This is a genomic window from Embleya sp. NBC_00888, from assembly GCF_045207655.1.
Lineage (GTDB): Bacteria > Actinomycetota > Actinomycetes > Streptomycetales > Streptomycetaceae > Embleya.
On the sequence record NZ_CP108785.1, the window covers coordinates 95,579 to 111,031 of the forward strand.

10 protein-coding genes and 2 pseudogenes are annotated in these 15,453 nt (G+C 69.9%); 5 read left to right on the plus strand and 7 right to left on the minus strand.

The genetic code is table 11. From position 1 onward, the window contains the following. Nucleotides 1–126: 126 nt before the first annotated feature. Nucleotides 127–548: pseudogene (locus OG948_RS34530) on the minus strand (cytochrome ubiquinol oxidase subunit I); the annotation flags it as partial. Nucleotides 549–906: 358 nt separating this feature from the next. Here OG948_RS34530 and OG948_RS34535 point away from each other — a divergent pair. Together OG948_RS34535 and OG948_RS34540 are read left to right on the plus strand one after the other, a co-directional pair. Beyond that, complete coding sequence (locus OG948_RS34535; protein ID WP_331768973.1) at nucleotides 907–1,722, plus strand: helix-turn-helix transcriptional regulator; 816 nt, start codon at nucleotides 907–909, stop codon at nucleotides 1,720–1,722. Between the two features lie 33 nt (nucleotides 1,723–1,755). Next, nucleotides 1,756–1,944, plus strand: coding sequence for a DUF397 domain-containing protein (locus tag OG948_RS34540; RefSeq protein ID WP_331768974.1), 189 nt, complete (start codon nucleotides 1,756–1,758; stop codon nucleotides 1,942–1,944). Nucleotides 1,945–2,271: 327 nt separating this feature from the next. On the opposite strand, the gene OG948_RS34545 is transcribed toward OG948_RS34540, so the two are convergent. Further along, a complete protein-coding gene (locus OG948_RS34545) occupies nucleotides 2,272–2,970 on the minus strand; it encodes a class I SAM-dependent methyltransferase (protein WP_331768975.1) in 699 nt (232 codons plus the stop codon). 74 nt (nucleotides 2,971–3,044) lie between these two features. Next, nucleotides 3,045–4,634, minus strand: a complete 1,590-nt coding sequence (locus OG948_RS34550; RefSeq protein WP_406300865.1) for an ATP-binding cassette domain-containing protein — start codon at nucleotides 4,632–4,634, stop codon at nucleotides 3,045–3,047. Nucleotides 4,635–4,704: 70 nt separating this feature from the next. On the opposite strand from OG948_RS34550, the gene OG948_RS34555 reads away from it, so the two are divergent. After that, nucleotides 4,705–5,202, plus strand: a complete 498-nt coding sequence (locus OG948_RS34555; RefSeq protein WP_331768977.1) for a hypothetical protein — start codon at nucleotides 4,705–4,707, stop codon at nucleotides 5,200–5,202. 371 nt (nucleotides 5,203–5,573) lie between these two features. Here OG948_RS34555 and OG948_RS34560 read toward each other — a convergent pair whose 3' ends face one another. Continuing rightward, complete coding sequence (locus OG948_RS34560) at nucleotides 5,574–5,912, minus strand: hypothetical protein (RefSeq protein ID WP_331768978.1); 339 nt, start codon at nucleotides 5,910–5,912, stop codon at nucleotides 5,574–5,576. A 403-nt stretch (nucleotides 5,913–6,315) separates the two neighbouring features. Between OG948_RS34560 and OG948_RS34565 the strand changes: the two are divergent. Further along, a pseudogene (locus OG948_RS34565) lies at nucleotides 6,316–9,028 on the plus strand (SpoIIE family protein phosphatase). 446 nt (nucleotides 9,029–9,474) lie between these two features. On the opposite strand, the gene tatC reads toward OG948_RS34565, so the two are convergent. The 3 genes from tatC to OG948_RS34580 all read right to left on the minus strand — a co-directional run bounded on the left by tatC (nucleotide 9,475) and on the right by OG948_RS34580 (nucleotide 12,483). Further along, entirely contained in the window at nucleotides 9,475–10,353 is an 879-nt protein-coding gene (tatC, locus tag OG948_RS34570) for a twin-arginine translocase subunit TatC (protein WP_406300421.1), read from the minus strand. 105 nt (nucleotides 10,354–10,458) lie between these two features. Continuing rightward, complete coding sequence (gene tatA, locus OG948_RS34575; RefSeq protein ID WP_331768980.1) at nucleotides 10,459–10,752, minus strand: Sec-independent protein translocase subunit TatA; 294 nt, start codon at nucleotides 10,750–10,752, stop codon at nucleotides 10,459–10,461. 246 nt (nucleotides 10,753–10,998) lie between these two features. Continuing rightward, on the minus strand, nucleotides 10,999–12,483 hold the full coding sequence (locus OG948_RS34580; protein ID WP_331768981.1) for a hypothetical protein: 1,485 nt from the start codon (nucleotides 12,481–12,483) through the stop codon (nucleotides 10,999–11,001). A 1,475-nt stretch (nucleotides 12,484–13,958) separates the two neighbouring features. Between OG948_RS34580 and OG948_RS34585 the strand changes: the two genes are divergently transcribed. Beyond that, nucleotides 13,959–15,014, plus strand: a complete 1,056-nt coding sequence (locus OG948_RS34585; RefSeq protein WP_331768982.1) for a lactonase family protein — start codon at nucleotides 13,959–13,961, stop codon at nucleotides 15,012–15,014. The last annotated feature ends 439 nt before the right edge of the window (nucleotides 15,015–15,453 follow it).

The window sequence follows — 15,453 nt, forward strand, 5'->3', positions numbered from 1 at the left end:
GCGCCACGCACCGCTCCCAAATCGCACCGGGATCCACCTCTAGCCGGCGGTGCCGGAGAAGCCATCCCGACGGGGCGCTCAGCCTCATGTGGCCACTCGTCCTGCCCCCTGTCGCCGAGGCGAGCCTCAGCGGGTGGGATGCGATATCGGCTTCCCGACGCCGGGGCTCGTGGGTTCTGCTACTTCCCATCGTGTCGGTGTTGACGTCGAGGGCGCCCTCGGTTCCGCGTTGAGTCTCGTGGTCCAGGATGGTGATCCCGGGTGGTGCTGGTCGAAGGCGGAACTTCGGAACTGGTCCGAGGCATGTCCGTGAGTTGTGTGGCGGGGTGGGCAGGATGTCGCCCACTCAAGGGAGCGTCCGTAACCCCACGGGTCGTCGGCGGTGGCCTTCTTGCGTACTTGTGCGTCTTCCGGACGTTCGGCAGGAACGGCAGGCTGGACAGCCCCAGCAGGAACGCGCCGACGATCGACATCATGCGCAACGTGGCGAATCCGTCGGTATCGAGGTCGTCCGCGTACCGGCCTGGCATGCCCTCCGCGCCCAGCCAGTCGATATCGACACCGGCCCGCATGCACCCCGCCCCGGCGGGTAGCCGTCCACGCCTCCGTGGGCGAATCGGTCAGCGGACGTGCAACTGAAGGAGCCCGTCGTGGCCGCACAAAGCGGTCCGTCGTGGCCCCGTGCACGTCGGTCGCGGATCCACTCGGACGGGCGGAGATCGGAATGAGGTTCCCCCGAGATGCGGAGCGGCCGCGACCGGCCCCTTATCCAGACATGCGGACAGTGCGTGACATTCGCATCCGGACCCATCCACGACGACGTCGGCGGGGCGCGAACCCACTTCACCCACTGGGCAATTCGAGACACGGGCACCCCCGCGGGGACCACCGCTTCCGGGAGGTCGGGTGCGATACGACTCGCGTCTCGCGTTGCGCAAGTCCAAAGGCATGACCCAGGCGGAGGTGGGCGAGAGGATCGACAAGGGCCACGTCCAGATCGGCCGGGTCGAGAACGGCCAGGGCAAGATCGACATCCCCTTGCTCCGGTCACTCCTCGACATCTACGGCGTCACCGACACCGCGCTGCGCGAGGGACTCGAGGAGATGGTGCGCGGCATCCGGTCCAAGGGGTGGTGGCACACCTACCGGTCCTACCTGAGTTCCGCCCACGCCGACATCCTCGGGCTGGAGGCCGACGCCACACTGATCAGGAACTGGGACGGCTCCCTGTTCCCGGCGGTCCTGCAACTCGAGGCGTACACCCGGGCGGTACTCGCCGCCGGACACGGCACCCTGCACACCGACGCCGACCGACTCGACGCGCACGTACGAATCCGCCGCGAGCGCAGCCGCATCCTCGACAACGAGGGCTTCACGCTCGACGCCATCCTCGGCGAGGCCACGCTGCGCACGTCGACCGATCCCGCGATCATGCGCGAGCAACTCGACCACGTCGTCACCGAGTCGCAACGGCCCAACGTCACCGTTCGCGTCGTGCCGCAGGGCTCCGGATTCCATCTGGGCCTGGACGGCCCATTCTCGGTGTTCGACCTCAACGACGGCGGCCGGATCGTCACGGTGCAGTCGCTGCTGAACATCACCTACCTCGACGACCCCACAGCGCTGAGCGCCTATACGGCCGCCTTCGGGCAACTCGGCGAACGCGCCCTGAACGAGCAGGACTCGCGCGACCTCATGCGCACCGTCGCCCGCTCCCTGTAACGCCACACCCGAGCACATCCGAAGGGATTCCCGATGGAAACGTCCGCCCCGATCACGTGGACCAAGAGCACGCACAGCGGCCAACAGGACTGTGTGGAATGGCGAAAGGGCCCGACAGGCATCGATGTCCGTGATTCCAAGAAAGCCGAAACCGCACCCGCCCTGGCACTCGCCCCGGACAGTTGGCGCGCCTTCGTCGAACACCTGGCGCAACGGAGCTGACAGCTTCGCGTCAACCCGGCCCCGAGCAACCTCGCCCTGCCGAGGAAGTCACGCAACCCGACGTGCGAAGACCACGACGCCGGCAAGCGCGATCGAGCCCGTCACCGTACCCGGCCGCGAACTCCTTGGAGTTGCGCCTGCGAGGTGGACAAACACCGGAGGCCTCAAGACGACCGAGGAATCCCTTTGGATGACAGTCTGCTCCGGCATGCCGACACGGCATACCGACCGGGCTTCCCCACTTCTCGGCGTGGTGGTAGTCCCGTTCCGTGCAACGTTGAGTACCTCTTGGTACCGCGCGGGCTGGATGGGCGCCTCGTACAAGGTCTATCGCTCACCCACTCCGGTGCGGTGGGCGCGGAAGAGACGACAGGATAGAGGGTTGTCCTCCTCTGGAGCGTCGAGCACGTCGATGCTGTCGACGACGAATCCGTGCTCGGCCGGCATTCCCTGCCACAGCTCGGGAGCGGGAATCCACATCCGGACGGTCAGCTCGCCACCGCCCGCCAGGTGCAGGATTTCCGGTCGCGCGGTGACGGTGGCCGAGGGGCCCTCCCCGACGGCATTCGTGTGGAGAACGGAGAAGACCAGGCGTCCGTCCGGCTTCAGCGCGGTGGCGAGGGCGGGCAGAAGCCGGTGGGGGTCAACGTAGGTGAGAGCGTGGACGGAGTAGGCGACGTCGCACGGTTCTGCTTGCCGGAGGTAGTCGACGACGTCGGCGAGTACGAGGTTCAGGCCGGGTTGCCGTTCGTATCGCGCACAGGCACGCTCGTGTTGCGTGGGAGAGAACTCGACGGCGTCCACCAGGGCCCCGTGCTCGCGGGCGAGGTATGCGGCGTACCGGCCCTGTCCGGAACCGAGGTCCACGACACGGCGGCCTGTGATGTCGCCCAGGACTTCGGCGCCGGGGCCGGCCGGCTGGAATCCCCAGGCGAAACGGTCGACTTCCGGTGTTTCGGTCGCTCTTTGGAGGTGATGCATGCCGTACGCCGTCCAGGCGTCGAGATTGCTCTGCTCGGGGTCCACGCTCTTCTCCCGTCGGAGGGTTGTGCGGGCAGGGCCTGCGCCGTTGTGGCGTCGGATGCTTCGACGTGGCTCGTTCACGGGTCTTCTCTTGGCCGGTAGGCGTCACGGTCCTGCTGGAGACGCCACAGATCACGCATCAGACCGGGTCGGTCGATCAGTTCGTGGAAGGTTCCGCTCTGTACGACCCGACCCTTGTCCATGACGACCACCCGGTCGGCAATCGAGGTGTTGGCCAGGTTGTGCGTGACGAGCACGATCGCGCGGTCGCCGGCCAGGTCACGCAGGCCGGTGAAGATCCGGTGCTCGGCGCGCGGGTCCAGGTCGGAGGTCGGTTCGTCCATGACCAGCAGACCGGCGTCGCGATGTACCGCGCGTGCCACGGCGACGCGCTGCCACTGTCCCGGGGACAGGGCGACGCCGCCCCACCATTCCCGGGCCAGGAGGGTACCCAGCCCGGAACGCAGTGTCTTGATCGCGTCGTCCGCGCCACCGGCACGGGCCGCCGCGAGCACGGCCCGGTCGCCATCGTCACGCGGTTGGCCCAGCTGGATGTTCTCACGCGCGGTCATCGGCCGGCGAGCGAAGTCCTGTGGGACCACCGAGGTCTGCCTCCACATCGCCTGCGGCTCCAGGTCGGCCACGCTGACCCCGTCCCAGGTGACGGCGCCCGTGGTGGGCAGGTTGAGCCCCGACAGCAGTTTCATCAGGGTGGACTTACCGGAGCCGTTCTCGCCGACCACGGCCACGATCTCGCCCCGGCGAACGTCGAAGTCGACGCCGCACAAGGTGTCCCGGTCGGCCTCGGGGTAGCGGAAGACGACGTCTCTCAGCGCGATGTGCAGCGGCCGCGCCGGCACCAGGTCGCCGCGGTCCAGACGTTGCCCGGCCGCTTCGGTGACGAACCGCTCCCAGTCGTCCAGGTACAGGCCTGTCCGCAGCAGGTCGCGCCCGTAGCCCACCAGGCCCTGCAACCCGGTCCCCGCCGACCGCAGGGCGAATACCGCCGTACCGGCGGACGCCGCGGAGATCCGCCCGGTGCCCAACAACAGCAGCACCGCGCCCCACACCACCGAAGATGCCGGCCCCGCGGCGACGGCGCCCACCACCGCGATCTTCGCCCGGTCCCAGGCCGCCCGGTCGTTGGTGACCTCCACTCGCGTCGCACTGGCCCGATACTTCGTCAGGAGGTAGGGCGCCAGGGTGTCGGTGCGAACCTGGTCGGCCTGGTCCTTGGCGATGAGGTGCCAGCGCAGCATGGACATCACGCGGCGGTCCTTGTGCGTGGCCACGACCGCCAGGTACGTGACGCGCTCGCCCCGGATCGACGCCACCGCCTGGGGCACCGCCGCCACCAGGAGCAGCGGCAGCAGCAAGGGATACAGGCTGGCCAGGACGGCGCCCGCAGCGACCAGCGTGGCCAGGGAGGAGATGTAGTTCTGGGACTGCCCGATCATGTCCCGGCTGACGTCGACGCCCCGTTCGGCGGCGTCGAAGCGGTCGTTGAAGCCGGGGTGATCGTAAGCGGCCTGCTCGGCGTTCGTCGCCGCCTCCAGCATCTTGTACTCCGCCTGCCGGCAGATCCGCGGCGACAGCCGGTTGGACAGACCCTGGATGGCGATGCCCAGCAGAGCCCGCAATCCGGCAGTAGCTGCCAAGACCGACACCGCCGGGGCCGCCGCACCCAACCGGCCGGGGTCGTGTGCGGTTTCGATGAGAACGGAGAAGGCGGCCGTCGTGGCGAACAGTCCCAGCGCTGCGGACACTCCGGACACAGCGAGACCAAGGCGATACGTCGCCGCGACCGTGGTGCGAGCGGGAGACGTCCCCGACACGGGCACCACGTCGCTGTCGCCGTGGGACGTCGCGGGCGGCGACCGGCGCGCCGAGGCGGTGATGGGCCTGGTGCTGCCCGGCCTGCGCACGCACTGGAACGACGACCCGGAGCCGGGCGACGACTTCCGGTCCCGGCTGTGGATCTGGGACGACGCGCTGACCTCCTGGGCCACCGTGGACTACGACGGCCGCCGACTCGACACCTTCCACGTCCGCCAACACGGGCCCCGGCGCCTGTGGGACGAGGTCGCGGCGGCCTGGTCCCGGTGGACGGGCGCCGGCAGGCCGGCGTTCGACGCGTTCGGCCTCGACGTCGGCGTCGGCGTCGACGTCGACGGCACCCAGACGGTGTGGTGCGGCGACCCCGACGGCCCCACCTGGCCGATCCCCCCGGGATAGCCGACCCCGGACACGTACCGGCCCCGCCGCAGGCGCCGTTCGTCCGGCTACTACGGCCACAGCCACTGCGAAGCCCCGCCTGCGGGCGGGGACTTCGCGGGCCGGACCTCCCCCAGCCCCCGGCGGACGCGCCCAGCTACGCCCGGGAGGCCGCCGGCGGCACCGCGCGGCGGGGGTGCCGCGCAGGGTATGGTCGCCCGGGTCCGCCCACAGGTCCAGGACCGCGCGCAGGGCCTGGTCGACGCGTTCCATCACCGCGGGGTCGACGGCGCCGACGAGTTTCGCGTGTTCGATTCCACGCCGGTCCCGCCCGGTCGGTGTTCCCGGCCCCGCGCACGGCCGGGTCACGATCACTGCGACGTCCGGCTCCGTCACAGCATGGGGGCAGCCGACACGGCGCACAATGTCCGCTCGTCCTCGTCACCGACGAGGAGATCGGCGAAGCCTCGAACTGCGGTTGGTGGTACCGCCAGGTCGCCGGGAATCGTGATCGGGGCGACGACCTGTTCGTCGGACGATAAATCCGGTGCGGCCGCCGATCCCCCGGTGCACGCCATTTCGCAACGGGCCGAAATGTCCGGCCAGGCACTCCCGCTGGACCCGATCAGTAGCGGAGCCTTGCGGACACGTGGGATGCGTTCGCCCAGTTCGGCGTTCAGTGGACGCAACGCCATTCGGTCGACGCCGAGTGTGTTGACGTCGCAATCCACACCGAACCCAAAAGACCCTCAGTGGACGCCCTGTTCATCCTCAAGGCGCTCGCCCTGCCGGGCGGAGACACGCTGACGAATGTGCGTACCAACGCTGCTGATCGGCATCGTGGTCGACACCTGACGGGTTCGTTCACGGCGGCACCGCTCGCGATCGAGATCCAACGCGATGGTCCCGCGCTCCGATGCGCCAACCGAGCCAGGGGCACGTCGGTGAGGCCCTGAAGTCCGCCCTGCCGCAAGGCTGTGACCCGACCGGCGGGGGTCAGCTCCCTACCCGTCGAACCGCTTGCGGAGCGGGGCGGTACGGATCGAGGCGAGCCTGCCCGGTCCCGGGGGCGCCGCGCTGTACAAAGGTGATATAGCCGATGATTCCAGTCCATTTCTGGGTGCATCGACTTGGTTGCCGTCCGACAGACGCCAACGAAGCGTTGCCGGGCAGGTCTTCGTCCTGCAGATCGCCGTGGTGGTCCTGCTCGTGGCCGGCGCCGTGCTCGCGCTCGTCCTGCAGACCAGGCACGACAGCGACCGGGAGGCCCGGCACCGGGCGGTCGCGGTCGCGCAGACGTTCGCCCATTCGCCCGTGGTCGCGGACGCGCTGCGTTCGCCCGACCCCACCGCCGTGCTGCAACCGCTCACCGAGGCGACCCGGGTCGACGCCGGCGTCGACTTCCTCGTGGTGACCGACACCGCGGGAATCCGCTACACGCACCCCCGACCGGAGTTGATCGGACAACGCGCCGTGGCCGATCTCGGACCGGCGCTGGCGGGGCACGTGCTCGTCGAGCAGGTCAAAGGCCCGCTCGGCCGCGAGGTGCAGGCGGTGGTACCCGTCACCGGCCCCGAGGGCGCGGTCGAAGGGGGGATCATCGCCGGTCAGCGGGTCGAGAGCGCGGTACAACTGCCGATCATCCTCGGCACCGGTGCGGCCGTGCTGGCCCTGGCCACCGGCGGTACGGCGCTGATCGCCAGGCGGCTGCGGCGGCAGACGCGCGGTCTGGCCCCGGCCGAGATGACCCGCATGTACGAGCATCACCACGCGGTGCTGCACGCCGTCCGCGAAGGCGTGCTCATCGTCGGCGACGACACCCGCCTGGTGCTGGCGAACGACGAGGCCAGACGGCTGCTCGACCTTCCGCCCGATGCCGAGGGCCGGCGAATCTCCGACCTGCCTGGCCTCGACCCGGACACGGCGGAACTACTGATCTCCGGCCGCGTGGCCACCGACGAAGTGCATCCCGCCGGGGATCGTTTGCTGGCGGTCAACCAGCGACCCACGGATCGACACGGCGGTCCCCGGGGGGGCGGTCGCGACCATGCGTGATTCGACCGAGCTGATGGCGCTCACCGGCCGGGTCGAGACGGTGGGCCGGCGCCTGGAGCTGCTGTACGACGCCGGCGTGGGCGTCGGCACCACCTTGGACATGGTGCGCACGGCCGAGGAACTCGCCGACGTCGCGGTCCCGCGTTTCGCCGACTTCGCCACCGTCGACCTGGCCGCCCCGGTACTGGAGGGAGAAGGTGGGGAATCGACCGGCACGGGCGCGAACATGCGCCGCAGCGCCGTCCGCGGCACCCGCGACGACCACCCCTTGTATCCGCTCGGCACGCTGATCGACTTCACCCCCTCGACCCCCCAGGCGCGCGGGCTCGCCGGCGGCCGGGGCGAAGTGCTCGCCGACCTGTCCGACCGGTCCACCGTGACCGGTCTGCAGGCCCGGGACCGGGAACGAGTGGGCGCGATCGTCGCCTACGGCATCCACTCGCTGATCACGGTCCCCCTGCGGGCGGGGGGAGCCGTGCTGGGCGTGGCCACCTTCTGGCGGATGGCCAAGCCCGAGCCGTTCGACCAGGAGGACCTGTCCCTCGCCGAGGAACTGGTCGCGCGCGCCGCGGTCAGCATCGACAACGCCCGCCGCTACACCCGCGAGCACACCCTCGCGGTGGCGCTGCAACGCAGTCTGCTGCCGCGTGCCCTGCCCGCGCAGAGCGCCCTCGACGTCGCCCACCGATACCTGCCCGCACAGTCGGGGGTGAGCGGCGACTGGTTCGACGTGATCCCGCTCTCGGGCTGTCGGGTGGCACTGGTCGTCGGCGACGTCGTCGGCCACGGGCTCCACGCGGCGGCCACCATGGGGCGGCTGCGCACCGCGGTGCACAACTTCTCCACGCTCGACCTGCCGCCCGACGAACTCCTGAGCCGCCTGGACGACCTGGTCGGGCGGATCGACCAGGACGAGACGGATCCGGATGTCGGGGCGGGCATCATCGGCGCCACCTGCCTCTACGCGATCTACGACCCGACCTCCCGGCGCTGCGTCATGGCGCGCGCAGGGCACCCGTCGCCCGCGCTGGTCCACCCCGACGGCAGCGTGGAGTTCCCCGACCTGCCCGCCGGACCGCCGCTGGGGCTGGGCGGAATGCCGTTCGAGACCCTCGGACTGGAGCCGGCCGAAGGCAGCCTGCTCGTCCTGTACACCGACGGGCTGATCGAGGATCGCACCCGCGACATCGATGCCGGGACGGAACTGCTGCGCCGGGCCTTGGCCCGCCCCGGCCGGTCCCCGGAGGAAAGCTGCGCGGCGGTACTGGACGAACTGCTCCCCGAGCGCCCCGAGGACGACGTGGCGTTGCTCATCGCCCGCACCCGCATCCTGAGGACCGACCGTGTGGCCGAATGGGTCGTGCCGTCGGATCCCGCCGCCGTCGCCGGGATGCGCGACGCGGTCACCGCGAAACTGCAGGAATGGGGGCTGGGCGATCAGGTGTTCGGCACCGAATTGATCCTCAGCGAGCTGGTCACCAACGCCATCCGCTACGGATCCGAGCCGATCCGGGTACGGCTCCTGTACGACCGGAGTCTGATCTGCGAGGTGGCCGACGGCAGCAGCACCTCACCCCACCTGCGGTACGCCGCCACGACGGACGAGGGCGGCCGCGGCCTGTTCCTCGTCGCCCAGATCGCCGCCCGCTGGGGCACGCGGTACGTCCCGGAGGGCAAGATCATCTGGACGGAACAACCCCTGCCCGGACCCAACGTGACGGAACCTGACGTCACCGAAGCGGACTCCACCGAATCTGAGGACGGCGACCCCGACAACCGCGCAATCGCGTAGCCGGCCCGGGCGAAACCGTCCGGGCACGATGGCGCGGTGGCCCCGAGTGGACGCACGGGGCTCGTTCACGACCCGGCGCGCTGGGGGTATTGGAGTCCAAGACCATTGAACGGAAGTCCGACCTCGCGAAGTTCGTCGCGAGAATCCGCCCTCGTCGCCGTCGGCGCAGTCGGCTGCCACCGCCGGAACATGAACCCCCGCGCTGTGGGCTTCTGCCGGCCACTCCAGCACGAGCGGAACCCCGGTCATGGCCGTCTTCGGGAAGTGCCGGGCAATCCGAGGGGTGCGGTCCAGCCATCGCCGTCCACGGGCACGACGGCGAACGTGGGCCGCCGCCCGACGCAGCAGGTCGGCTCCCGCCGACGGCCTTGAGCGCTCGATCACGGCCGTTGGGGGTCGAGGCACCGTCTCCGGAGAAACGATGCGAGAGATCGGCCCACGACCGCTCAGGTGAGGTCGCCCGCCCCAATGCCCGACGCGTCGGAGCGCGGGTCGGGCATCGTGCACGCTGCCTCCACCGGGCTCACGGACGTGTCGAGCTTGGACGCCTGTTCGTCGCCGGGGTCGCCGCCGAGCACTTCCTCGCGTCGATTGCCGCGCCGTCGGTCATTGATCCAGGCGACGATCAGCGCGATCCCGTACAGGAGGGTGATGGGGACGCCCAGCATGATCATCGTGATCGGGTCGGTGGTGGGGGTTGCGGCCGCGCCGAAGGCGAAGACGCCCATGACGACCCAGCGCCACCAGCCGGCGAGCTGACGGGCGGTGACCACGCCTCCGAAGTTGAGCATGATCAGCACCAGCGGCAGTTCGCACGCGACGCCGAAGACGACGATCATCCGCAGCACGAAGCCCAGGTAGTCGTCGACCTGAATCTGGGTGCTGGCGTCGTCGAGCGTGAACTCGGTGAGCGCCTCGAGGGCGTGCGGCAGGATCCAGTACGCGAACCAGGCGCCGCCCGCGAACAACGGCACCCCGATGGCGACGAACCCGAGCGTGTACTTCTTCTCGTTCCTGTGCAGGCCCGGCGCCATGAACGCCCACAGCTGGTACAGCCACACGGGCGCGGCGACCACGACTCCGGTCGCCAGCGAGATCTTCAGCGCCGTGGAGAAAGGCGAGAGCACACCGGTCTGCACCAGGGCGCCGCTGCCGCACTCGGTCGCGCCGGTGCCCTCGACGTTCGTCAGCCCGCAGACGGGTCTGACCAGGAAGGCGCCGATGTCCTTGTAGTAGGCGGCCGCGATCAGCGTCACGGCGACGACGGCCAAGAGCGCCTTGAGGAGGCGGTTGCGCAGCTCGCGCAGGTGCTCCATGAGGGGCATGCGCCCCTCGGCGTCCTTGGTCTTGTTTCGTTTCGGGCCGGACTCTCGTCCGCGCCCCGTCATGTTCGGCACCTCAAGGACCGGCTCCCGGCAGGCCGAGCGGACTCAGCGACGGTTGTGGTGGGGGAATTCACCGACCGGCCGTGCCGGTGTCGCGCCGTCCGGGGCAGTCTGAATAGCGCGTAGCGGGGCGTCGGATGTCCGCGCGGGCTCGTCGGCCGCGGCGGGTGCGGGTGCGTCGGCCGAACCGTCGTCGTGCATCGCCTTGGTCTCGCTCTTGAGGATGCGCAGCGAACGACCGAGCGCGCGTGCCGTGTCGGGCAGACGCTTGGCGCCGAACAACAGCAGGACGACTATCAGGATCATGGTGATCTCGGGCCAGCCGAGCTTTCCGAACATGGCGGGGTGCCTCCGTGCCGGGTCGGGGATCGTGGATTCGATGAGCGTCGGTGTGGGCGTCGACCGGATGGGGCGGCTGCGATGACACGGTTGCGGGTACCGCCGACCCGTGGGACCTCCTGGCCGGGCCGGCGGTTTGGAGGGTTGTGGGCCGCGACGGCCGGTGGGCCGCCGCGGCCGAAACGACCGGGTCATCGTCGCCGGAGCCGGACGTTCTTCGATCCCGTGTCGTTCCCGCTGTCGCTGTCAGGGGGTGCGGATCCAGAACTCGACGGAGTGCGGGGGGAGGGTGACGGTGAGGGTGGGGCCGCTCTTCGTTCCGAGGTTCGTGTTTCTGGCTTGGGGGGTGTAGCGGTTGCCTTGGAAGGTGGCGGCGGTCTGGGTGTCGATGGTGAAGGTGAACGAGTCGGTTGCGGAGCGGTTGGTGAGGGCGACGACGGCTTTGCCGGCGGCCGTCTTCCAGGCCATGATCCGCTGGTCGAGCCGGACTTGGGACTCGTCGACGGTGTAGCGCACGGAGTCCCATGGCATGTACTTCACGAAGCCGGCGATCCCGTTCCAGTTCTGCTGGTTGTAGGTCCAGTGGCCGGGGGCCAGGTCGGGGAAGCGGGAGAAGTCGGTGTCGTTGGGCGGGCGCCAGAAGCCGAGGGAGTAGCCGGAAGCCTCGGCGTTGGCGATGGGCTTGAGCGCGTGGAGCCAGAACCAGGTGGGGGATTCCTGGAAGGTCATCCAGTTCATGATCGACTGGGCGTTGTTGATGCATCGCCGGTCGCTCGCCGGTCCGTCCAGGTACTCGAACTCGTTGCTGAACACCGGCTTGCCGAGCGCGCCCGAGGTGTAGTTGTTCGCCAGTTGCTTGTCGGCGTTCGCGTCGTGGAGGTGGTGAAAGGTCCAGGCGTCCACGTACCGCATGGCTTCGGCATCGGCTTTCAGTGCCTGGCCGATGCCTTTGGTCCAGCCGTCGAGGCTCTCGGCGTGGATCAGCACGTCCGGATACGCGGCACGGATCTTGGGTGCGACGGCCTTGAACGTCGCGAGGTACTCCTGGGGGCTGTAGGTACAGGAGGAATAGTCCAGATCGCCGTAGGCCGGCTCGTTCTGCAGGCCCCAGTGCGAGATGCGCAGGCCCCCCGCGCGCAGGTGGTCGAGGTCGGCGACGAGCGCGTCGCCGAACTCGGAGAGGAACGCGGGCTCGAAGGACTTGAGCCTGCCGCCGACGAACGAGTTGCTGCTCTTCCATCCTGGGGCGGGTGACCAGTATTCGACGGCCATTCCCTCGAGCCCGCCCCGATCCTGCATGTCGGCGAGCAGTGCTCTCTGCCCGGGGTAGCGGTCCTGCATGAGCTTCCGTGTGGGGTCCAGGCCTCGGTAGTACAGGCCCATGGCGAGGCGGCAGTAGCGAAAGCCCCGGTCCGAGCGGGTGCCCTTGAGGATTTCGGCGTAGAAGCGGGTGCGCTCTGCGGGGGTCAGGTCCAGCGGGACACCGCTGACCGTGTCGGGCAGGCCGTTGTTGCCCGATCCGATGGAGTCGGCCTGGATCTCCACGCCCAGGCCCTTGATCGTCTGGCGGCGCGCCTGGTCGAAGCGGACGGTGTAGGTGCCGGCGGCGGTGGCCGCGTGGGCGGTGGAGGCGCGGCCGGTGAACGAGCCGAGGGCGGTGGCGGCGCCGGCGGCGGCGATGCCGCCGAGGACGGCTCGACGGGAGGGCTTCGGGGGTTGCGCGGGGTGCATGGGACTCTCCGGGGGGATCGCGACTGGAAAGCTGGCGAACGCGGGCCGGCATCCCGGGCACACCGCGGCCTACGGGCCGGGAGGGCGGGAGCGGGGGCTCGCGGCCTGACCAGAGGTGCAAGGTATTCGATATACGAAAATGTTGCTAGAGATTGAACACGGAAACCTCGCGGCAACAACGGTGACCGTCTCGCAGACGCGACCGACGCCCCGGGTACCGCCTCGGCGTCGGTCGTGTCCGCCACGGGGGCTGCGTGCCCACCGACGATCTCCGGCTCCGGCGCGCCGTCGGGAGCTCTGCGGCCGCGCGGGCTCCGGCCGGACGGCGGCGGTCATCGCACCGAAGCCGAGGTCGCGGACGGCGACCGAGGCGCAGCCGCGGGTCGAACGTTGCGAGCACGTCGTGCTCGCCGATCGCGAGGACCGTCTCGCGGACGGCGCCGATGCTCTGGCACTCCTCCCGGGGCGACCAGCAGCCTCGTCCAGTCGCTACCTGCTCGCGCCGACTCGGTACCACCGGGTATGGCCGGGGACTCCGGTTCGGGAGGCTTTGCCCCGACGCTGCGGGGCGCTCGTGCACGGGACGACCTCGACGCTCGTTTTCATCGTCTGGGCAGCAAGGCCGAACACGCCTCCGTTCGACGGCCCGGGACGGCGCGAATGGCGGAAGCGGATCGAGACCGTCCTGTGTGCGTTGTCGATCGGGAAGGGTCCGGGACAGTCAACGGTGCTTCGCGCGGATCTCGGCTCGTTTGCATGACTCCCCTTCGAAGGTTCCCGGCCGAGGCCGTCCGTCGGCGTCGTCTGAACGGTGACCCTCGCCGTCTCCGGACGAAGACATCAGACGTTGCGTGAAACTGCTTGAACGCATTCGCATGGCGAGTCGTTGCAGGCTTCGCGCGTCGGCGCCTACGGCGTCGGGTCGTATCGAGACCGGCTCCCGAGGTCTCGACAGGAAGGGTGTTCTGGCGCCGACCCAGCCCGGGAAGCTCTCCCCCGCCGTGGACGGCGGGTGAAGCCCGTGACCCCGGCGCGGTCCGAACGGTTCGGGCCGCACGGTGCTGCCAGAGAGTCTTTCGACTTTTCGCATATCGTATACTCTCTGTCGGTGCGGCGGCGGCCTCTTCCGAGGGGGTGCGGCGCGATTCGCCTTGATCGTCGGCGCGGCATCAGCCGCACGGTCGCCAACAACCACGTCAAGGCCATTCCGACGTCATCCCTGCGGCTCGCAACATGGTGCGGCAGGTCTTCGTCAAGGACGGCGGTAAAGACGCGCGGCGCCTGCGTCGACGCTCCCACAACGCCCCGCTCCACCAGCGGACAGGAGCGGAACACACCGCCGCGACCACCTGTCCAGGTCGCCGACCCGGCGCGCACCGCCGACGCGTGGGCAACCCAGCGTCTCTCGGGTGTGCCCGTCGGCACTTCCGAGGCGCAACAAGGCATCGACCACGACAAGATCACAGGAGAGTCGTATGCGGTCACCAGATGCGTCCGATCAGGGCGGCGAGCAGCGTGGCCCCGTCGTCTACGTGGGCTCGTACACCCCCGACAGGGGCAACGGCGCCGGGATCGCGGTGTGCCGACAGGATGCGACGAGCGGCCTGCTCGGCGTGCCGTCGGCGGTGATCCCCGCGGTCTCCCCGTCGTACCTGGCCCGGCATCCCTCGGGCCGGTTCCTGTACGCGGTGAGCGAGCACGGCGAGGGCGCCGTGGGCGCGTACGCGGTTCGGGGCGAGCGGCTCGTGCCGCTCGGCGAGGTCTCTACGCTCGGCGCCGGGCCGTGTCATGTCGCCGTCGATCCCAGCGGGCGATGCGTGGTGGTGGCCAACTACGGGGCGGGCAGTGTGACGGCGCATCGGATCGCCGATGACGGCTCCCTCGGCGAGGCCTCGACACGTATGCGGCTGAACGGTTCGGGTCCTGTGAAGGGCCGTCAGGCGAGTTCGCACGCGCATCAGGTGACGTTCGTGGGCGGGTGGCTCGTGGTGTGCGACCTGGGCTCGGACACCGTGTACCACCTGAGTTGCGACGCCGGAGCCGGCACGATCGCGAAGGGGCCCGAGTTGTCGCTGCCACCGGGCACCGGACCTCGGCACATCGCGCACGGCCCCGGGGGCTTCGCGTGGCTCGCGGGCGAGCTGAACGCCTCGGTCACTCCCTTGCGCTGCGATCCGGACACCGGGACGCTGACCGTCGCGGGCCGACCTTTCACACTCGGCGAAGGTACGGGAGCGCCGTCGGGGATCGTCGTGTCTGCGGACGGCCGGTTCGTCTACGTCGCCAACCGAGGTCCGGATACCGTTTCGGTGCTCGCGGTCGACGGCACGGACCTGTGCCTGGTGGAAGAAGTACCGACGGGCGGGGCGTGGCCGCGGGAGGTGGCCCTGGTGAACGGCGTGCTCCTGGTCGCGAACCAGCGCGGTGACACGATCACGGCCTTCCGCCCCGACCCGCACACCGGCACGCTCGCGCCGCTCGGCGTCGCCCTCTCGACCGGCAGTCCCACCAGCGTGCTCGCCGCACCCTGATAGCGAGGCATGACGATACTCGGGATTCATCGAAGGTCGTCCTCGGCCGGTTACCGGCTCCCCCAGGCAATCCCGCCTCGCCGGGCAACTCGCGCTTGCCGTGTCTGAGGCGACGGACCGACCGTTGCGGTAGCCGGTGAAAATGCTTGTCCGGGGGCGGGGTCATCCGCGCGGCCGCTCTCCGGGGCTCTGTTGCTGCCGCGCGGGGCGGGCCCGTGCGCGGACGGCGCCCGTTCGCGGTGGCGTCCGCCTCGAAGGCGATGTCGAACCGGTCCTCGACGTCGACTCGTTCCACGATGTCGAGTCCCCGGAATGCGGTGCTGCCGGAGGCGCCGGTCCTCGACGAGCACCGGCAACGTCGGGAGGGGTCCGTGGAACGCCCCGGACGATCTGCCCTCTTTGGTGATCGGGATCTTCCGTCCGCTCTCCGCAACCTGAT

Bases quoted from the DNA above. Each gene is read 5' to 3' on its own strand.
- OG948_RS34540 (WP_331768974.1), top strand. From the start codon at position 1,756: ATGGAAACGTCCGCCCCGATCACGTGGACCAAGAGCACGCACAGCGGC.
- tatA (WP_331768980.1), bottom strand. From the start codon at position 10,752: ATGTTCGGAAAGCTCGGCTGGCCCGAGATCACCATGATCCTGATAGTC.
- OG948_RS34585 (WP_331768982.1), top strand. From the start codon at position 13,959: ATGCGGTCACCAGATGCGTCCGATCAGGGCGGCGAGCAGCGTGGCCCC.
- tatC (WP_406300421.1), bottom strand. From the start codon at position 10,353: ATGCCCCTCATGGAGCACCTGCGCGAGCTGCGCAACCGCCTCCTCAAG.
- OG948_RS34580 (WP_331768981.1), bottom strand. From the start codon at position 12,483: ATGCACCCCGCGCAACCCCCGAAGCCCTCCCGTCGAGCCGTCCTCGGC.